The organism is Paenibacillus sp. DP01 (genome assembly GCF_044784315.1).
Lineage (GTDB): Bacteria > Bacillota > Bacilli > Paenibacillales > Paenibacillaceae > Paenibacillus > Paenibacillus polymyxa.
Window position 1 is genome coordinate 308,248 of the sequence record NZ_CP173059.1, and the last position, 20,829, is coordinate 329,076.

Consider the following 20,829-nt stretch of genomic DNA (forward strand, 5'->3'; position numbering starts at 1 on the left):
AATAGTAGCTTAACTCTTCCATTATATCAGTTCACGAATGTAATTGAGTGGAGGGGGCAGTTGGAAAATTTCGAGGAATAACCGCTGTCTAAAAAGTAAAACCCCTTACGCTATAGCATAAGGGGGGCATTGGCAAGAACGAGGAGGAAGTATCCTCTACTGTTTCCCATCCGGACTCTCTGTTCGATGGAAGACCATAGAGATGACAAGAAGCACTGAAGGTACTGCTGCACATACAACAATTCCAACATAACCTATTATTTTATCGAAGTTGCCTATTTCAATAAAATTTTGGGGATACATGCTCAGGCAAAATAATATAATTAACGGGAGATAACAGATATACTTGTTCCACTTTTGGGTGAGCTGGCTGATTCCAGTAACAATATAGAAATAATAATTTGAGGCGGTCATGAAGATTTTGATCGTCCACAAAATAATAAATAATATTTCAAATCGTTCCAGGAACGCACCGGGGAATTCAATTTGCTGTGCAAAAGAAACGACGGGCCACTGCAATCGGGAAACTTCTTCTACTGACATACAGCCAATGACCATCGTTACCATTAAAATATACAAACCCATTGCAATCGAGTAGCCAATCCACCCAGCCTTCCATGCTTTTTGTGGGTGGGTCATCACATTAGTTAATATAAGGATCGATTCAAAACCCATTGTAGAGAAAGGTATAACTTTAAGTGATTCAAAGATCGGACGCCAACCTTTATGGAAAACAGGGCGCAAATTATCAAGATTAAAATGGTTGATATTAAGAATGATCAACAATAAAAAAACAATAAAGGTTAAAGGAAAAAAAAGCTCGATCAATCGAACCATTGCATGGAGACCGCCCCAGGTCAAATACCCAATAAGCAGAAGAAACGGCAAGAGAATCATGCTTATTGGGGTTCTCTCCAGTGCAAGACCTTTGAGGAATTCCGCCATCATTCTACATACAAGAGAGCAGATCATCGTGCAAAACACAATAAATGCGATATTGATCAGAAAGCCGATGAATTTACCTGCAATCACAGGATTGAACTCATAGAACGTCTTCCCTGGGAATCTATGGCACAATTTAACATGGATAAAAATGACAACGATTCCAAGCAGAGTTGCCAGCAAAAGTCCCTGCCACACGTCGGGCGTGTGCGTCTTCTCCGCAATGGTTCTTGGTAAGCTGACAATACCCACAGCATACACGGTCGAAGTGACGGTAAATAAGGCTTGCAGGGTGGATATTTTTTCCTTTTTCATGGAAGGTATATTAGACATTATTCACCCTCTCCTTTTGTATAAGCACCAGTTCGCTCGATCTGTACTTTAGCCTTAACATCGATTGGTATTTGACTGAATGTATCTTGCCAATTTTCCTTTACCTGATCCCAGTAAGCGGGATAGTTCACTTTTACTTTTGTGCCAAAACCGACCACATCTGCTCTCATTTCTTTCTGGAGTGTGTTTAGCGATTGGGATACGGTATGTTTGATTTCATCCTGTGCCTCTTGTGTAGCGGTTCGGATGAACGATTCCTTCAAGAAGTCCTCAAGATCAACCGAATTTTCGTTTAATTTGATATCTGCTTTAATACGAACTGTGAATGAGAGATCCTGTCCATTGAGGTGGGGAATAAGTTTTCTATGGACATCCTCAACTTCAAAGACCATGTGTTGTTTCGTTTTTGAGTCCTCAATTCTAATAATTGAGCCCTTCGTTTTTCCCAGCATCCAGTTGATTCCGATGACATCCTCTTCGTCCAGCCAATAAGCAAATTTCTTCGTTTTGCCGCTGACCAGAGCTGCGCCAGAGAAGTGGTTGCCTCCATTGGTTTCTATGCCTTGAACGATGAAGTCAGCTCCTTGTGAGATATGCGTAGAAATTTCCCCTAATGTTATTCTATAAGGTATTTTTGAGTTTAAATTGCTGTTTTTAGCCATTGCTTCAAGGTCAATAGAAGGGATCTCTTGATGTTTACCGATCTTATTGAGCGCTTCTTTTGCATTGCCTTTTATGATCATAACAAGTGATTTTCGACTTGGTTTATAGGAGCGAGTAAACGTATCTAACAACTGGTCGATTCTTCTTTTTTGTATAGCTTGGTCACTAATCAAAATCAGGCGAATAAAACTATATAAAGGAGCACGGGATACCTGCTTGGCCTGTTCCCTGGAAGCAGACTGGATGGAATCCTTGTTAAAGGTTGTTACGTTGCTGTACATATTTTTTTTGGATTTCTGCGCGATTAAGTGCTGGTAGGTAAGTTCCAGCATATCCTGCTGATCCATATCAATGGCGACACCTTGAATAATACTCAAGTTATCGATCTCTCTGCTATCCCAACAACCGGTGAGGAGAGCACACACGATCCATGCGGCAAAGCATTTTTGCACCCAGAGGGTGCGACGAAACAGAAAGGCGTAAGAAATCATAGGTTTACTTCCTTTTCCTGTTAGAATGTGTTTCGTCCTGTGTTTTTAGCATGATCGGACGCTTTCTGAGGTATTTAAAAGGAACCCGTATCAAGGTGTCTTGTTGATCTCTTAGCCGAACAGGGGCCAGGGGTGACATGTAAGGAACTCCAAAGCTTTTGATCTGGACCATGTGTACGCCTAAAAAAATAAAGGCTAAAATTACTCCATACAGCCCATAAACCCCTGCGATCATCATAATGGGAAAACGAAGAAGCCGGATTCCGATACTGCCGCTGTACTGCGGGCTTGCAAAGGACGCAATGGCAGTAAGACCAACAACAATAATCAGAAAAGCACTTACAACCGCCGCCTCGACAGCTGCTTGTCCAATAACAAGACCGCCTACAATACCGATGACCTGTCCTATCCCTTTGGGTAGCCGCAGACTTGCCTCACGCAATATTTCCAATGCCACTTCCATAATTAAAGCCTCCACAAAAACGGGAAAAGGGATTCCCTCCCTTGAGGCAACGATAGATATGACCAGCTCAGGCGGGATTAATCCAGGATGGAAAGAAATGAGTGCAACGTACAACGAAGGCAGGAATGTTGCAATGAACAACGCCATTAAACGAAGCATACGGAAAAATGTTCCTAAAGGAAAACGCTCATAATAATCCTCTGGGGATTGAGCCAGCATCCAGAAGGTCATGGGAGCAATTAGGACAAAAGGGGTGCCATCTAGCATAATGACAACCCTCCCTGACATTAAGGCCGTTATCGCTTTATCCGAGCGTTCAGAGGCTTGAATCTGGGGAAACGGAGACCATGGATGTTCCTCGATCCATTGCTCAATAACCCCGGTATCAGAAGCATCATCCACATCAATCGTTTTGACTCTTCGCTTCACTTCCTGAACTAGCTCCGGATTTGTGATATCCGATATGTACAAGATTGCTAATTTACGGGAGGATCTCCTTCCAATGGTTATTTTGTCTATTCTGAAACTAATATCTTTGATGTGCCTTCTAACCATTGCCAGGTTACTTTCCAAATCCTCAATAAAACCTTCCCTTGGTCCTCTAACCAAAGTTTCGGTGCTGGGTTCATCAACACTTCGCGAAGGAAATTTGCCTGTAGAAGCAAAAAAAACATCATCCGTTCCTTCGATCAGCAGACAAGTATATCCCGATAATACTTTGCTTACACACGTCTCAAGGTCTGTCCCTTCTGTCATATCGATCGTAAATGCTGTCTGCTGTATCAACTCCTCCTTTATTTTCTCAGGATTAACTGGGGAGTGGTTTTCACGGACTCCAGTTAAAATGAGCGGCTTGACGATTTGTTCGTTAATCATACTTGTATCCGCAATACCGGAGAGATAGATCATAATGACATGAATTCCCGTTTGGCCTACATTCATTTTTTTGAAGACGACATCAGGAAGATGACCCAGGGTCTTTTTTAGATGGTCCAATTTCGCCTTGAGTGGTCTTGCCAATGACGTTTCCCCCTTCAAAAAACTTAAGCATGATATGCATGTAATATGTGTAAAATAGTGATAAATATTCATGAATCCTTTTGTACAGTACAAGAAAAAAACGAACACCTAATGGTGTTCGTCTCTAGTCATACATAACGTCATATGAACTTAATCAGAATGAGATCATTTTTTGAACTCGTAAAAATGTTCCTCCAGCATACTCAAAGAAAGCTCGGCTGTAGTGGCTACCACGATATCCGCACCTTGCATTTGCGAAGGCGTTCCTACACCGACCGCGAACATCCCGGCGCCCTTGATCGCCTGAATGCCGGCCTGTGCGTCTTCTATGCCGATACAATCGGCAGGCTGAACGCCCAAATTCGCAGCTCCGGCGAGGAAAATTTCTGGGTCAGGCTTGCCATTCCGAATGGCCGTAACATCCACCACACTGTCAAAATAGTGTGCTAGCTCCAGCCGATCCAGTATAAACGCTGCATTTTTGCTCGCAGAGGCGAGCGCGATGCCGATTCGGGCTTCACGAAGCTCCTTCAGAAGCGCTTTAATACCGGGAAGAACGTCTGCGGGAGTTAAAGCTGAGATAAGCCGCTGATACTCGGTGTTTTTTTGCATGGCCAGTTCTTGCTTGCCTTCTTCTGATAACGTATCGGACAGGTTACCACGCACTAGTATTTTTTCGAGTGATTCCGTACGGCTGATTCCTTTTAACTGTTCATTAAATTCCCGATCAAAAGGGATGCTGAGCGCTGCCGCCAAGCTGCCCCATGCCTGAAAATGATATTCAGCCGTATCTGTAATGACTCCGTCCAGATCAAAAATAACTGCTTTCATATGCTTTCCCCCTGTCTGGTCCATTTATGAAGCACTGTTCGCCATTAACGATTGCCCACTGGTAATGTGCGTTGGCTGTCCATACAGCTCCAGCGTCAGCGGTTCTCCGTCCAGCAGGGTAATGATTACTTCACCCTCCTGTACGAGAATACTTAGCAAGCGGCCGCGATAGTTGATTTTAAACGTATATTTGTTCCAGTCCTTCGGTAGAAAAGGGGAAAAGCTGAGTGTTTCATTATAGGTTCTCATCCCGGCAAATCCCTGTACAATCGCCAGCCAGCTTCCTGTCATGGAGGTGATATGGAGTCCGTCTTCGGTATCGTTATTATAGTTATCCAGATCCAGACGGGCCGTCCGTTTATACATTTCGACTGCCTTATCTTCCATTTTGAGTTCAGCGGCCAGCACGGCATGAATCGAAGGAGATAGACTGGATTCATGAACGGTCATCGGCTCGTAAAATGCAAAATTTCGCGCTTTTTCCTCCAGCGTGAACTGGTCTCCAAAGAAATAGAGCCCTTGCAGCACATCTGCTTGCTTAATGAAGCAGGAACGTAGGATTTTATCCCATGACCATTTCTGATTAAGTGGCAGATTGCTCGGATGCAAAGTGGATACAGGCTGCAAATCTTTATCCATAAAAGTATCGTGCTGTACGAAGACGCCCCGCTCTTCATCATACGGATAATACATGTTGTTGATGATATCTTGCCAATGTGCAAGCTCATCAGCTGTAACTGCCAGACGCTGCGCTTTCTCAGTCGAAATTTGAGGCAAGACCGATAATGTATATTTCAGAACCCACGCAGCCAACGTATTGGTATACCAGTTGTTATTGACGTTATTCTCGTATTCGTTCGGCCCGGTAACCCCGTGGATCATATACTGCTGACGACTGTTAGAAAAATGAACTCGATCGGCCCAGAAGCGGCTAATTTCGACTAGTACATCGATTCCGTAGTCATGCAGATAGGTCAAGTCCCCCGTATAATTGGTGTAATTGTAAATGGCATAAGCAATCGCACCGTTACGATGAATTTCCTCGAAGGTAATTTCCCATTCGTTATGGCATTCCACGCCTGTAAAAGTGACCATAGGGTACAATGCCCCTCGAAGCCCTTGCTGGGCTGCGTTATGCTTGGCACCTTCCAGTTGTTGGTGACGGTACAGCAACAGATTTCGCGTTACGTCCGGGTCTGCAAGCGCCAGGTACATAGGTACGGCATATGCTTCTGTATCCCAATAGGTGGCACCGCCATATTTTTCACCCGTAAAGCCCTTCGGTCCAATATTTAGACGGGCATCTTCACCGTAGTACGTAGAGAATAGCTGAAAAATGTTAAAACGTATTCCCTGTTGGGCCTCCGTATCCCCCTCAATTTCGACATCTGCCTTGTCCCAGCGTCTGGCCCAAGCGTCGATATGCTCTTGCTTTAGAGAGGTGTAGCCTTTGTTGACAGCTTCCACGGCGATGCGTTCACCTTGCGGAATCAATGCATCCTTTTCCATATCGCGTGAAGTGGTGACGGCTACAATTTTTTGCAGTTGGATACGGTCACCTGGCGAGACGTTATATTGATAGTGGCGTGCAGCATACAAAAAGCCCTCTTCCGTCGTCTGCTCATCTTGCCCCTCGGTTACAATACCCATGGTAGCGTTTACGGTAAAGCGCGGAATACCGAAGGGATTATCTATCGTCGTTGTGGACAGGCTGATGAATTGCTCTTGAACCTCACGGGCCTCTTCCAGCCAAAATACCTCGTCATAGTTGGTGTCCTCATTTTTCGTATTGCCGTCCAAATAAGGAACAAGCTCAATGCTTAAAGGCTGATCGCTTATATTTTCGACCTGATAATCAATCAGGCATAATTCACGTGTAGTAATGCTCAGAAAACGCTCTGTAGTGATACGAACCTGGTCGTTCACAGTACAAGCGCGCCGCAGGATTCCCTGCTTCATGTCCAGCTCCTGCACAAAATCGCTGATCTGTGCCGTAAATAAGTCCACTTCCTCTTGGTTTACAATCAGACGGATGCCGATGAAATTCATGGCATTGATGACCTTGCCAAAATATTCAGGATAGCCGTTCTTCCACCAGCCTACCTTTGTTTTGTCAGGGAACCATATACCGGAGATATACGTCCCTTGATGATGATCCCCTGAATAAGTTTCTTCAAAATTGCCGCGCATGCCCATATAACCGTTGCCTATGGACGTTAAGCTTTCCTGTAATCGCATGTGTGTGCTATGTAGAGTGTGTGTTGTCAGCTTCCAACTATCTACGTCAAATAATCGGTTGTAAACCATGATTGCGTACCCCTCTCGGAAAATGAGATCGTTGTTTTAACGGAACCAATATATGAGCGAGTTCAGTATATAGTGCAACCGTTTGCCCTGTCAACGCAAAAAAAACTGATTTTATGAATATCCACAAAATCAGTTCTTGTTCATTTCTTAGAGATTCATAGTGTCTGGCTTGATTTGCGCTCTACAATTCGGTGGGGAACAATGATGTGCTTGGTCAATTCTTTCGGGTCTTTAATTTTTTCGATCAGACTTTTGGCAGCCTGATAACCAAGGCTGAAGATATCAATATCCACGGAAGTAAGAGGGGGATTCATCAGCTCAGCCAGCATCAAGTTATTAAAGCTCACCATGGAGAGCTGCTCTGGCATGGATACGCCTAACTGAGCAAGCATTTTCTGTACGGCCATGGCTACAAGGTCATCGCTAACGATCATCGCTGTAGGTGGCGGGGAAGCCTGTAATAACGTGCGCATGTCCTCCAGATTAAAGGGCTCCCTAACCACGTATTCTTTTGGTAGAGGCAAGCCAGCCTCTCGTAGTGCATCTTGGTAGCCTCGGAGTCTTTCAAGATTTACGATGTGTTCCTGATCACCGCCAACATAAGCAATGCGCTCATGCTTCAGCCCCGTCAAATAAGTGACCACATCTTTGGCAGCCTGGTAGTTATCGTTGTCTACATGGGTAGTTTCACTGACAAACTGCTGAGGCTTGCCGATGACGGTATAGGGGATTTTCTCTTTATGAAGATACTCCACGATGCTGTCCTTTTGCTTGGAGTACAGGACAATGTAGCCGTCAACGCGTCCGGTCCGGGTCATCAACTTTACGCGGGATAGCAATTCATCACTCGTCTTGCCTGTGACAATCGACAGTGTATAGTTGTGCTCGTTTACCCATTCGCTGATCCCGCGTAGGCTTTCTGGAAAGAAAGGATTCTGAAAGATCGCCACGTCCGATTCAGGCATAATAATGCCTATCGACTGTGTGACACGGTTAGCCAGGCTTTGAGCGGAATAGTTGGGTTCATAGCCAAGCGCCTTCATTTCTTTGCGAACGCGTGCCTTGGTGGCTTCGCTGATTTTGGGGCTGTCTTGAATGACACGGGATACGGTGGAAGTAGCAACTTTAGCACGTTTTGCGACATCTTTGATGGTTACTGCCATCGTCTTCGTCTCCTTTTGCTATCTCAAGCAGAAAATATTATGTTCTATCATACGATATTGCTCCAATTTCAACAAATTAGCGGCTTTTTCGAGTATTTCTATCATCATTAACCAAGATATTTATAACTAGGGTATTGCCAATAGAAAGCGATATCATTATAATAATCGTGCAACCGATTGCATAATATTTTTTATTGAGCACTACCCATGCTATACATACTATAAGGGATGGAGACTGAACGAGCATGAAAAAACTTCTATCATTTGATTTTTGGCAAAAGCTTGGGAAGGCACTTCTTGTGGTTGTTGCTGTCATGCCAGCAGCCGGGATTATGATTTCACTTGGTAAAGTAGTAGCGATGTTGGCTGGCGATATTCATTTCTGGGTGACTGTCGGCGGGGTCATGGAGAATCTGGGTTGGGGTATTATCAACAACTTACACATCCTGTTTGCCGTGGCGATTGGTGGTTCCTGGGCTAAGGAACGAGCGGGCGGAGCTTTTGCGGCCTTAATTGCTTTTGTTCTCATCAATATTTCAACAGGAACGATTTTGGGCGTATCCTCGAAGATGCTAACACAAGAGGGAGCAACTACCCATACCCTCTTCGGTGCAACGATTCCAGTTAGTGGTTATTTCACCTCTATTTTGGGGGCGCCTGCACTCAATATGGGCGTGTTTGTCGGTATCATCTCCGGCTTCGTTGGGGCCGTGGTATTTAATAAATATTATAATTACCGCAAGCTCCCCGATGCTCTAGCTTTTTTTAACGGTAAGCGTTTTGTTCCTTTTGTCGTGATTTTATGGTCTGTAATCGTTAGTTTGATCATGTCTGCTGTCTGGCCATTTGTCCAAGGAGGGATTAACCAATTTGGCGTCTGGTTGGCGACTTCGGGAGAGTCGGCTCCTTTTGTAGCGCCGTTTGTCTATGGTACACTAGAAAGACTGCTGATTCCTTTTGGTCTTCATCATATGCTGACCGTTCCTATTAACTATACTCAACTTGGTGGCGTTTACACGGTGCTCACGGGTTCTGGAGCAGGAAGCGTTGTTGCTGGGCAAGACCCGCTGTGGCTGGCTTGGGCTAGTGATCTCAGTGCACTTCGTGGTACGGATCCGGCAGCCTACAACAGCTTGCTGGGAGACGTAACGCCTGCCCGCTTCAAAGTAGGACAGATGATCGGCGGAGCGGGTATCCTTATGGGGCTGGCCGTGGCTATGTATCGCCGCGTAGATAAAGATAAACGCAGCAAGTACAAGTCAATGATTTTCTCTGCAGCAGCAGCCGTCTTTTTAACAGGGGTGACGGAGCCGCTGGAGTTCATGTTTATGTTCGTAGCGCCCGTGTTGTATGTAGTTTATGCTATTCTTACCGGAATCGCGTTCGGAATGGCTGATATCATACATCTGCGTTTACATTCATTTGGTATGATTGAACTGCTGACTCGATTGCCATTGTCTATAAATGCGGGGTTGGTACAGGATATAATCAACTTCGTGCTGACTTGTGTTGTGTTTGCGGTAGCAACCTACTTTATCGCGTATTTTATGATCGGTAAATTCAAAATGGCTACGCCAGGAAGACTGGGGAACTATACGGATGAGGAGCCTCAAGCGACTTCCGAGGCAGAGAGTACATTAACGGATGGTGTGGCAGCGGTTTCAACTCAAAATCAATTGGCTGCGGATATCATCAAGACACTTGGGGGTGAGCAGAACATTGTCGAGGTGGATGCTTGCATGACCCGTCTGCGTGTGACGGTGAAGGATACAGAAGCTGTCGGGGATGAAAAGACGTGGAAAGCGCTAGGCGCCTTGGGCTTAATTAAAGTAGATAATGGGGTACAAGCGGTTTACGGACCAAAGGCCGATGTGCTTAAATCAGATATACAAGACATACTCAATAGGTGATTAGCTTGAAATTGTTAACCTTAAATGCACATGCTTGGATGGAAGAAAACCAGCACGATAAGCTGAAGCAATTGGCTGCTTTTATTGATGAACAGCAGTTTGATGTCATTGCTTTGCAGGAAGTGAATCAGTCCATGAAAGAGACTCCTTTGTCAGCGGACGATTTGGGCGCGTACTATAGTGCAGATCCTGAAGTTGTCATTAAACGTGATAACTATGCTTATGTACTGAATGGGCTATTGTCCGATGCCTATCACTGGACGTGGGCTCCTGCGCATGTGGGTTTTGCCAAATATGACGAGGGTTTGGCGATTCTGTCCAAAGCACCGATTACAGCTACGGTGAACGAATATGTTTCCTCGGTACAGGACTATGACAACTACCGCTCGCGTAAAATTGTGGGCATTCAGACTGTGGTGGACGGAGTGCAGGCCTGGTTTGTCAGTGGGCATTATAACTGGTGGAATGATGAGGAATCCTTCCGCGGACTATGGGATCGTACAATCGAAGTGCTCGCTCCTTTAGCTCCGGCTCCTATGTTTGTGATGGGGGATTTCAACAACGCGGCTGAAGTGCGCGGAGAAGGATATGACTATGTGTTGCAATCCGGTTGGTCGGACACCTATTCGAATGCAGCTGTACGTGATGCAGGACACACGGTTATCAAGGCTATTGCTGGCTGGGAAAGTAATGCGGAGCCGCTCCGTATTGACTACATCTTTTCCAATAAGGCCGCACATGTTCAATCTTCAACGGTCGTACTGAACGGGAAAACAGGACCCGTTGTATCCGATCATTTCGGCGTTGCAGTCGAGTTGGAACTGTGATGAACACAAAGGAGGCCAGTTGCTTATGCGATTGGCCTTTTTTTTACGGAGTTCGATTTTAATCGAATGACATATTGAATAACAATCGCAATCAATACTAATATCATATTGTAATAAAAGGGGGTACTGAGGCTAAAACGTTCCATGAGTGCACCTGCGATGATCGGAGACGCAATGGCCCCCAATTCGGATAAAGATACGACATTGCCGATAAATGAGCTTCTATTGTCTTCAGGAATAACATCTCCTAGCTGCGAGTAAAAGGAATCCAGATAGCTGGCTCCTCCTATACCTCCGATGAACATCCCTAAGTATACGATCCACGGTTCTGTGAACCACAGAAATAGGATGATTTCCATCATGATCAACAATAGACCGATGATACATAGCAGCAAGCGATCCTTGAGTATATCAGATATTTTGCCAATAAAGGGTGCTGATACAAAGGTTGATATGCCGATGATTGTAAAGGCTAAGCTGATTTCTGCTGGACTCCAATGGAGCTTGTAGGTCGCATATACTGAGAAGTATGTTAAAAATATAGCAAATGCACTCATTTCAAGAAAATGAACGGTGGAATAAAGCAACAACTGTTTCGTTAATTTGATTCTTCTCTGCGATTTTTGAAAGGGGGGATGCTGTGGCTGTGGCTTTAAGAGAGAATTAGCGAAAGTCATTCTTGAAACGGCAACGAAGGATATACAGGCAAAAAAAGCAACGAAATAGAATGGAAAGGATAAAGAAAAATAAAAAACGATAACTCCACTTATAAGAGGGCCTAAAATCATACCAGCACCTTCACTGCTGCTGATATATCCATTGAGCGTGCCTCGATTCTCTGCGGTGCTCATATGGTTGATCGTGACTCTGACGAAGACGGTTAGCCCTATAGCCACCAAGCCTTGAAGAAGTCTAAGTATAGATAAAACAATGAAGCTTCCTGCAACCGGGAACAGAAGCATACAAACAATTTCGGCGATGAGTAAGCTCAACCCCAAGCGTTTTGCACCGATCTTTTCATATATTTGTCCTGCCATGCCTCCACCAAGAAATCTTCCCACATAAAACAAAGAAAATAAAATGCTCATGCCAAGTGTTGATATCCCGAATTGCTCTACATAAATAGCAAAGAGTGGAAGGATCATGCTTCCACTCATGTTAGCAATAAGGCTGATCACGATCATACAGGCAATATTACGATTTAAATATAAGTTTCTTACCATATCCTAGAAGCCTCTCTTTGAGCTTGCATTATGGGAACCGTTTTTCCGATGACTCCTGATTATGCATGAACGGCTTCCATTCGCTAGCGGGTTCCTTCATAGGATACGCAGGCGTACTCTACGCTGTGCCTAAATCCCAATGCCATTTTGGAGTTGTGACACGTATGGCAAGGGTAGGTGTGCCTTTATGCAGGAAAGCCGCCTCCTGGTGGTGGCCAAGCTCCATAAATACGGCGCAGCAGTACAATTTCACCCAAATGATAGGAATTGTGGGAAGCGATATTTCGCAGCAATCCCGCTTTTGTTTCACCTGGGAAATGAGCCAGTGATTCATCCAGTTGCGCGGTTTCGGCAATTTGCACTGCCCGATCTACGCCTTGTAAAAATTCATTAATGACAGCCTGCCATGCCTCTTCGCTTTGCGGTCCAGTTTCTTCGGGCCAGCTTTCCATGACATTGCCCGGAAGCTGGGGCTTCCGTCCTTCCAAATGCTCCAACATAAATTGCTGCCAGTAAATCATATGTTTCAGTAGTTGATAAATGCTGTAGGGCATTTCTGCGTTTTTCTTCCCTGCTAGCTCGACGTTAATATCTGGCAAAGCCCGAGCCACGCGAATATGTCCACGTTCCCCGACCAGTGATTTAACCAGCGCTTGACCGAATAATTGGTTGGCATCCGACATGTAGGATCATCCCTTCTATGAGAGCTTGTTTCTAGCTTAGTCTTATTTTACGATTATACAATTATATTTTCCAAAATGTAAATGAATACGTGGTTTAAAATAAAGGGCAGAAATCATTTTAATAAAGTAGTTGATAATTGTTCTCAATTAAATTACAATAGTATTGTTTCAACGGAAACAATAAACGACATTTATATGTGTTGTTTAGTATATACGGAAACGTTAAGGGGAGCTTTCTGTATATATATATTGTTTCTGTTGAAACAATATGTGGTGGGAATAAAGTTTTTAGATAGGGGTGTGAACATGGATTACGAAGTGATTGTTGTAGGCGGCGGACCCGTTGGGATGTGGTTGGCTGCTGAGTTGGCATTGGCGAGGGTAAGCGTATGTGTAATTGAACGTTTGGAGGAGCCTATTCGCCAGTCGCGTGCGCTTACGCTACATCCACGGACACTTGAGATGTTTGATATGCGTGGATTGAAGGAGCGGTTTATGAAGCACGGCAGACCTATACGTACAGGTCACTTTGCCATGCTGGATACCCGCTTGGATTTTTCTGTGCTTGATAGTTCCTCCAATTATACATTGTTTATCCCACAGGTGATTACAGAGCAGTTGATTGAGGAGCATGCGCTCAAGCTGGGAGTTGTCGTCCATCGTGGCATGGAAGTGGTATCTGTACGGGAGCAGGAGCAGGGCGTAGAAGTGGTGAGTGTACGCGCGTCTGGACCACAAGCCAATGTATCGGTGATGACTGCTGCCTATGTCGTAGGAGCGGATGGGGCCGGGAGCATCGTGCGGAAACAAGCGGGGATTGCTTTTCCGGGCACGGATACTACTCTGACTGCTGTATTAGCGGATGTAGAGTTAGCCAATCCGCCTGAAAATGGCGTACATTCCGAATATAGTAAACGAGGCGGGGTGATGATTGCCCCCGTGTCTCCAGGTATTTATCGGGTTATTTTGACTACACTTCGATTGATGGATGTCCCGAAAGACGCACCTGTAACGCTGGAAGAAGTGCGCACAGAGCTGTACGATCTGCTTGGTACGGATCTTGGCGTATCCAATCCTCGCTGGTTATCTCGATTTGGGAATGCAACGCGGCAGGCGCAGACCTATCGTAAAGGGAGAATCCTGCTAGCAGGTGATGCTGCGCATATCCACTTCCCGGCAGGTGGGCAGGGAATGAATGTTGGCTTGCAAGAGGCTGCGAATCTGGGATGGAAGCTAGCAGGAGTGATTCGTGGCTGGGCTCCAGACACGCTGCTGAATAGCTATCATGACGAACGCTATCCGGTTAATACGCAGTTTTTACGGAATACCGAGGTTCAGACCCGCTTAATGGATTTTACGCCTGCTGTCTTGGCGCACCGCCAATTACATGAGGAATGGTTCCGCCATCCGGAAATTAATCGGTCTATGGCAGAGCAGATTAGTGCACTGGATGTATGTTATCCAGGGGCTGGCAATATACCGCAGCATCCGCTGAACGGGAAACGGTTTGCTGATTTTGAATTGCGGTTGCCTAACGGAGTGACATCGTATGCTTACGATCTTCTTCATGAAGGCCGATTTGTGCTTCTCCATCTTGCACAGGATACTAAGGTATCGAATGAGTTTCGCCATATCTCACTTTCACATATTTCATATGTGGAGGCCGTAGCTGAAGAATTGCCCGTTGGATGGAGAGATGTGCATACGGTTCTCATCCGTCCGGATGGGTATATCGCTTGGGCTGTTTCTGTGAAACAAACGGATATATTGAGTGTTATTAAGGATGCATTGTCACGTTAATATAAAGGAAAAAGGTATGATCATGACCATATTGTTTCCTGTGAAACAAATGTGGGCTATAATGAAAGGAGGAGTATGCCAAAGGAGTGACTACTTGTTCGTATGGAGAAGGCGACATCGGTTCAGCATGTCTATGATTTGCTTATTAAGATGAATCACCAGCTGGAGCAGCATCAGCAGAGAGAGGGCATGATCTTTCTCGAGGAAATCCGCGAGCACTTTGACGGAATGACTTCGCTCAATATGACGGATGTGCACGTTATGGATTGTATTGGGAGGCATGAGCCGATCAATGTTACAACCTTAGCGGAACGAATGGAGCTGAGCAAGGGGACCGTTTCGAAAGTTAGCACCAAGCTGCTCAAGGAAGGCTGGATTCGCAGAACCCAGCTGAACGACAACAAAAAAGAGATTTATTTTCGGCTAACCCCGTTGGGGAAAAAGCTCTTTCTTGTACATGATCGGCTGCATGCTAAGGCACAGCATCAGTTATTTCAATTTTTAGATCGTTACAGCTCGGAAGAACTAAATGTCTTGAAGCGTCTGCTGTCCGATGGCGTAGGTTTCTTGGAAGCTATGGAGTAGCAGAAGATGAGTCTCAATTCAAAGGACATTTAAATCATCGACAATGTGCACCTGTTTATTCTTCATGTGATAGCCACATGGAGAGATGCGGGTGCTTTTCTTTTAATGCAATAGCCGTTTTGCTTCCATATAGAGCACCTGCACGAACTTTTTCGTATTAATGCGGGCTTGAGATAGTGAAGGCTCCACATTGTTTTGCAGTTCCAACATTTTTTTGCGGATTTCTGTAAAATCAAAAAATTTGGATGCATAATTTTCAAACTTAGGATGGGTATAGTCGGTCAACCCGAGCGATACAATATGGCTTAATGTCTGGAAAATAGCGCGGCGGACACGCTGCTCCGATGCCTTGATTTCCTTGCTTAGCTCTATTGCTGAAGCTGAGTCTCCTAATCGTTTCAACGCTATATTAGCAAATATATCCTTTAGCGAGGGAAACAGATAGGGGGATAGATTGCCTGTTTCCTCCTCATATTGGTCCAAGTATTCCAACATATCCAGTAAATCTACACTTCCGGCTTCGCCAATCATCCCCATTTCGGAGAGCAGAAACTGTCCCGAACTTACAATGTTTCGAGTCGGTTCCAGTGTAGATGATGGGCTATTCGATGTGAACATCGACAGTCCTTGCAATGTGCGCTGAATATCTGTAATCGACTGCTGCATGCGCAGGCGTTCGGTTACTTTTTGGATAACTGCAATAATTTCCAGTCGGTTTAAGGGCTTGGCAATATAATATTCAATACCGAGTGAGTACGCCTCACCGATCATGTTTTTGGATTCAATCCGAGAAATCATAATGATTTTTCCGCTAAATTGATCACCGAGTGCACGCACGGTCTGAATGCCGTCACGAAGCGGCATCAGCAGGTCAATCAGCAATACATCAATTCGGTTCAGCTCCAGCAGGCCGCTATTCACGTAGGAACCATCCTCCGCTTCCCCAACAACCTCTCCTAAACCCTCGTCTTCAATAATGTCTGCCAGCATCGAACGAATCCCCTGATCGTCATCTACAATATAAAAACGCATCCGGGCTATCTTCCTTTCTCCGTGAGTTTCCGTAAAGGTAATATGATTCTAAAAGTGGTCTGTAATTTATCTGTATGCTCATCTTCATTCTGTAGTAGTTCAAGCGTTCCATCAAGACTCTCCGCGACTTCACGCACATAAAATAAACCCATGCCGGTCGAAGGCTGTCCTCCCTCATCATACTTGGTCGTGTATCCCGGTGTGAAGATCATTTCCCGTTTGCGCTGAGGAATACCTGGACCGTTATCGGTGACACTAAAGGATATTATATCCTCTTGTCCTGGTAGAAAATGAATGGAGACGTCAATCCTTCCACTGTCTTTCATCGCTTCTACTGAATTGGAGGTCAGATTGTTAATCAGAGTGAGAACTGTATAAACATGCAGTTTGGGCAACAAAGGATCGAAATTCAGCGTGAAACGGATAGACTTGCCTAGCGATTGAGCGTATTTGCTGTTCGTTCGGACGATCAGCTCGCCAAGTTCCTGTGAGGTCATATAATGCACGTCGCTTTCCGAATCAATGAGCTTGGACAAACCGGCAAAAATCCGCTGGCTGTCTTTTTTAATCTCATGGACTTGTCCGGAAATACGAAGTGCCTGTCTGGCGTAATGTTCTCTATCTTTCAGAGATTCATCCTGCTGCAGCTCGCGGTATAGCTCATAGCTTTCACGGGTGATTTGCTCTGCATGTGACAAAGTTTTGCCTAACTGGACTGACTCCTCATACAAGTCCGATACCAGGAGTAAAATTCGCTCCGTTTGCTGTCTTTGTGCCTCTTCATGCTGAACAGATTGATTTAATCGAATCATATTATAGAACCCAAGCACAAAGAAGCTGCGGATCATGGCCATAAAAGCCACTTTGCTGATCTTAACGATGTCCCAGAAATCACCGTCAATGCTTCGCCGGACACTAAGCTCTGCCACACTTGCGGCAACCTCAATTCCCACAGAGAGGATGCCCACACGCAGTGCGCGGTAAGGCTCAGCATTAATGTTAAGAACCTGAAAGAGCAGGCCATAAACCATATAATAAAAAAAGGTAGGTCCATGCAAGGTCATTAATTCTTCAAAGGAAGAGCCGGGATGAAGGTAATGATTGAGTGAAATACGAAATGCAACTACTGCTATCCCTGCAAACACTCCCGATAATGCAGGTGGAATATGACGTATAGATAACAGAAAGAAAAAAAATACGGGCGTACCAAAGCTGAGACGAAATGTATTATCGAACGGGTGAATATTCAACTCACCTGCTAGGGGTACAAAGATAAGCATCAGCAGGAAAAGAAGGGTATTTAGCTTCATCCATATTCACCTCCGGGTATTTGTTTCAGAAAGTCAATGTAAGATAAATTCACAGGCTTAGCATTAATACTTGTGAATTTATAGAAAAAAACAAATACATGTGTAGATAACTGTCGGTTTTTATAGTTCGGATTGTAGTATAAATAACATCATCTGAATATTAAGAGCTGCATACTGCAAAAATATACAAACCAGCCAGGGGGGACATGAAGTGAAAAAGATTAATTTAACAATGCAAATCTTTATCGGTCTGGCTTTAGGTATTATTGTTGGTGCCTTATTTTACGGCAATTCAGGGGTGGAAGTCTACTTAAAGCCGATCGGTGATATTTTCATCCGCTTAATCAAGATGATTGTCGTACCTATTGTAATCTCAACGCTCATTATTGGTGTAGCCGGCGTCGGAGATATGAAGAAACTGGGGAAACTCGGCGGGAAGTCGATTCTGTACTTCGAAATTGTAACGACCATTGCGATCCTGTTTGGTCTGCTTGTTGCCAATCTGGTTCGTCCCGGTGAGGGCGTGGACATGTCCCACCTGGCCAAGAGCGATATCCATTCCTATGTGGAGACTGCGGAAAAGTCAGGCCATAACTTTATAGATACGATTGTGCACATCGTACCTACCAATGTTATTCAAGCCCTGGGCGAAGGAGATATGCTGGCTATTATATTCTTCTCTGTATTGTTCGGACTAGGAGTGGCAGCGATTGGTAACAAGGGCAAGCCTGTGCTGAATTTCTTTGAAGGTGTAGCCGACGCCATGTTCTGGGTAACCAATCAGGTCATGCGCCTCGCTCCGTTCGGTGTATTTGCACTGATTGGCACGACAGTGGCCAAGTTTGGATTAGCCTCGTTATGGCCGTTATTGAAGCTTGTACTGTCAGTGTATGGCTCCATGTTACTGTTTATTGTGGTTGTCTTTGGAATTATCGCCAAGCTTTGCGGTACCCGTCTCTGGACGATGGTTAAAATTTTGAAAAGTGAGCTGTTGCTTGCATATTCGACGGCCAGCTCGGAAAGTGTTCTGCCTAAGATCATGGAGAAGATGGAGAAATTCGGGTGTCCGAAAGGAATCACATCCTTTGTCATTCCGATCGGATATTCTTTTAATCTGGACGGCTCCACGCTGTATCAAGCACTGGCTGCAATTTTCATTGCCCAAATGTATGGCATTGATATGCCGATCACGACCCAAATCACGCTGGTACTCGTGCTGATCATTTCCTCCAAAGGGATTGCAGGCGTGCCGGGCGCTTCCTTTGTCGTGTTGCTCGCTACGCTGGGAGCAGTGAATCTCCCGCTGGAAGGTCTGGCCTTTATCGCTGGTATTGATCGTATTCTGGATATGGCGCGTACGGTAGTCAATGTTTTAGGAAACTCGCTTGCGGCTGTAGTCATGTCCAAATGGGAAGGACAATATGATAAAGAAAAAGGCGAGGAATACGTTGCTTCAATTAAATAAGATACATTGAACCGAATAGTGGATACCAAGAGCACCTTTGCGAAGTAATGCAGAGGTGTTCTTTTTGTTTCCAGACTTGTTAACATACTTCCTTTTTCGACATTTTTCGATGTTTTTTGTATGGATATATAGGTATATGGACACGAAAAATAAGTCTTAATACCTATACGATTATAGATTTATTTATAATGATTCTTAATAAAATTCCGATATTAAATTATACCGTTTTATATAACTGGCTTAGAAGGGAAGATCATATATGTTTCTCAAGAAAAATGAGTCTCAATCACTTGCTCCTTTAGTAGAAGAAAGCCGCAAACTCTCACAAAGAATACAGCAAAAGGATTATTCTGCTGCAATACAGGTTTCCTCAGCATCTCCTGAAATTCAAGAAATCGCAAACAATGTCAACCAAGCGATAGAGTCCATGAAAAATGATGCTCAACATGTTGATATCCGTTTGAAGCTTGTTACCAAGGCGATAGAGATTGGCTTATGGGACATGGAGGTCATTGCGGGTGATCCCGTCAATCCAAGTAATACGTTCACATGGTCCGAAGAATTCCGTTCTATGCTGGGATATCAGAGCGAAAAGGAATTCCCCAATGTATTGGACAGCTGGTCATCTCAACTACACCCCGAAGACTATGACAGATCTTTGGCAGAATTGTCTGATCATTTACTGGATACTACGGGGAAAACCCCTTATGACGTACAGTATCGTTTGAGGCTGAAGCATGGAGAATATCGCTGGTTCCGGGCTACCGGAACGACGATCCGTGACCAGCAGGGAGTGCCGCTTCGTATTGCGGGCGCTCTGTTGGATGTGCACGATCAGAAGATTAAGTCCGAGGAGCTTCAGGCGCTAGTTACCAGATTTGATCTCATCAATCGTGTTTTGGTGGAGGCACCCTATGACGTCATTTTGGTGGATGGAGACATTGAGCACCCGGATAATATATTTTGGTGGTCCCAGCAATTCCGCAACACCTTGGGCTTTACAGACGAGAAGGACTTTCCAAGTGTATTAAGCAGCTGGAGTTCGCGTATACATCCTGATGATGCCGAACATGCAGTTAAGGCTGTAGTCGATCATTTAAATGACTATTCAGATCGTACGCCATATGATATGGTATGTCGCCTACAAAGTAAAAATGGAGAATATCGCTGGTATCAAAACAGTGGAAGAAGCATACGCGATAGCAAAGGAGTGCCTATTCGCATTGCCGGAACCATCCGTGATATCACAGTGGAAAAGGAAAAGCAGGCTGTTGCAGACGAGCTTACGCTCAAAATTCAGCATCTCTCCGATTCCATTACAGAAATGGTGAACGGTGTTAACTCGGTTAGTAACCAGGCACAGGAATTGGCTACGGCTCAAGAGCAATCGACAGAGGCAGCGAATCAGGCCAAAGTCAGTGCAGAAGAGACGCAAAACATTTCGAACTTCATTAAAGAGATTGCGAATCAAACGAATCTATTGGGTCTGAATGCTGCAATCGAGGCATCGCGTGCAGGCGAGCAGGGACGGGGGTTTGCAGTAGTTGCAGATGAAGTCAGAAAACTTGCCATCCATAGTGCGGATGCGACCGGGAATATCGAGACCAGTCTGGACGAAATGAAAACACTCATCGAGCGAATTCTGCACAACATCGGGAATATGTCTACGCTGACACAAACACAAGCCGCGCTAACACAGCAAGTCAATGCATCTACGGACGAGATCAACAGTATGTCCAAAGCTTTGTTGGATTTTGCGAGAACGATGTAAGGCTTTAGAC

At 44.9% G+C, this 20,829-nt stretch carries 16 protein-coding genes; 6 read left to right on the top strand and 10 right to left on the bottom strand.

Annotated features, from left to right (window positions below; genetic code table 11):
- Positions 1-156 precede the first annotated feature (156 nt).
- The 6 genes from ACH59B_RS01305 to ACH59B_RS01330 all read right to left on the bottom strand — a co-directional run bounded on the left by ACH59B_RS01305 (position 157) and on the right by ACH59B_RS01330 (position 8,213).
- Positions 157-1,275, bottom strand: coding sequence for a GerAB/ArcD/ProY family transporter (locus tag ACH59B_RS01305; protein WP_017425632.1), 1,119 nt, complete (start codon positions 1,273-1,275; stop codon positions 157-159).
- Positions 1,275-2,429 (bottom strand): Ger(x)C family spore germination protein, encoded by a 1,155-nt coding sequence (locus tag ACH59B_RS01310; protein ID WP_404303160.1) that lies wholly within the window; start codon positions 2,427-2,429, stop codon positions 1,275-1,277. Before ACH59B_RS01310 ends, ACH59B_RS01305 begins: the two co-directional genes overlap by 1 nt.
- A 4-nt stretch (positions 2,430-2,433) precedes the next feature.
- Positions 2,434-3,912, bottom strand: a complete 1,479-nt coding sequence (locus ACH59B_RS01315) for a spore germination protein (RefSeq protein WP_017425634.1) — start codon at positions 3,910-3,912, stop codon at positions 2,434-2,436.
- A 165-nt stretch (positions 3,913-4,077) separates the two neighbouring features.
- Complete coding sequence (gene pgmB, locus ACH59B_RS01320; protein WP_017425635.1) at positions 4,078-4,743, bottom strand: beta-phosphoglucomutase; 666 nt, start codon at positions 4,741-4,743, stop codon at positions 4,078-4,080.
- Positions 4,744-4,767: 24 nt separating this feature from the next.
- A complete protein-coding gene (locus tag ACH59B_RS01325; RefSeq protein WP_016820176.1) occupies positions 4,768-7,050 on the bottom strand; it encodes a glycoside hydrolase family 65 protein in 2,283 nt (760 codons plus the stop codon).
- Between the two features lie 155 nt (positions 7,051-7,205).
- The gene (locus ACH59B_RS01330) at positions 7,206-8,213 is read right to left on the bottom strand and encodes a LacI family DNA-binding transcriptional regulator (RefSeq protein ID WP_017425636.1); all 1,008 of its coding nucleotides are present in this window, start codon (positions 8,211-8,213) and stop codon (positions 7,206-7,208) included.
- A gap of 245 nt (positions 8,214-8,458) precedes the next feature.
- On the opposite strand from ACH59B_RS01330, the gene ACH59B_RS01335 reads away from it, so the two are divergent.
- Together ACH59B_RS01335 and ACH59B_RS01340 are read left to right on the top strand one after the other, a co-directional pair.
- Positions 8,459-10,123 carry a PTS transporter subunit IIBC gene (locus tag ACH59B_RS01335; RefSeq protein ID WP_016820178.1) on the top strand — a complete coding sequence of 555 codons (1,665 nt, stop codon included), beginning with the start codon at positions 8,459-8,461 and terminating at the stop codon, positions 10,121-10,123.
- Positions 10,124-10,128: 5 nt separating this feature from the next.
- Positions 10,129-10,950, top strand: coding sequence for an endonuclease/exonuclease/phosphatase family protein (locus ACH59B_RS01340; protein WP_017425637.1), 822 nt, complete (start codon positions 10,129-10,131; stop codon positions 10,948-10,950).
- A 23-nt stretch (positions 10,951-10,973) separates the two neighbouring features.
- Here ACH59B_RS01340 and ACH59B_RS01345 read toward each other — a convergent pair whose 3' ends face one another.
- Together ACH59B_RS01345 and ACH59B_RS01350 are read right to left on the bottom strand one after the other, a co-directional pair.
- Positions 10,974-12,173 carry an MFS transporter gene (locus ACH59B_RS01345; RefSeq protein WP_017425638.1) on the bottom strand — a complete coding sequence of 400 codons (1,200 nt, stop codon included), beginning with the start codon at positions 12,171-12,173 and terminating at the stop codon, positions 10,974-10,976.
- Positions 12,174-12,358: 185 nt separating this feature from the next.
- A complete protein-coding gene (locus ACH59B_RS01350; RefSeq protein ID WP_016820181.1) occupies positions 12,359-12,856 on the bottom strand; it encodes a DinB family protein in 498 nt (165 codons plus the stop codon).
- Positions 12,857-13,162: 306 nt separating this feature from the next.
- Here ACH59B_RS01350 and ACH59B_RS01355 point away from each other — a divergent pair, with 306 nt between their 5' ends.
- Complete coding sequence (locus ACH59B_RS01355) at positions 13,163-14,656, top strand: monooxygenase (protein WP_017425639.1); 1,494 nt, start codon at positions 13,163-13,165, stop codon at positions 14,654-14,656.
- Between the two features lie 102 nt (positions 14,657-14,758).
- Positions 14,759-15,241, top strand: a complete 483-nt coding sequence (locus ACH59B_RS01360; RefSeq protein ID WP_017425640.1) for a MarR family transcriptional regulator — start codon at positions 14,759-14,761, stop codon at positions 15,239-15,241.
- A 102-nt stretch (positions 15,242-15,343) separates the two neighbouring features.
- Here ACH59B_RS01360 and ACH59B_RS01365 read toward each other — a convergent pair whose 3' ends face one another.
- Both ACH59B_RS01365 and ACH59B_RS01370 read right to left on the bottom strand, forming a co-directional pair.
- A complete protein-coding gene (locus tag ACH59B_RS01365) occupies positions 15,344-16,273 on the bottom strand; it encodes a response regulator (RefSeq protein WP_038978236.1) in 930 nt (309 codons plus the stop codon).
- Between the two features lie 5 nt (positions 16,274-16,278).
- A complete protein-coding gene (locus ACH59B_RS01370; RefSeq protein WP_038978235.1) occupies positions 16,279-17,583 on the bottom strand; it encodes a sensor histidine kinase in 1,305 nt (434 codons plus the stop codon).
- A gap of 211 nt (positions 17,584-17,794) precedes the next feature.
- Between ACH59B_RS01370 and ACH59B_RS01375 the strand changes: the two genes are divergently transcribed.
- Together ACH59B_RS01375 and ACH59B_RS01380 are read left to right on the top strand one after the other, a co-directional pair.
- Entirely contained in the window at positions 17,795-19,048 is a 1,254-nt protein-coding gene (locus ACH59B_RS01375; RefSeq protein ID WP_017425643.1) for a cation:dicarboxylate symporter family transporter, read from the top strand.
- Between the two features lie 259 nt (positions 19,049-19,307).
- Positions 19,308-20,819 carry a PAS domain-containing protein gene (locus ACH59B_RS01380; protein ID WP_017425644.1) on the top strand — a complete coding sequence of 504 codons (1,512 nt, stop codon included), beginning with the start codon at positions 19,308-19,310 and terminating at the stop codon, positions 20,817-20,819.
- The last annotated feature ends 10 nt before the right edge of the window (positions 20,820-20,829 follow it).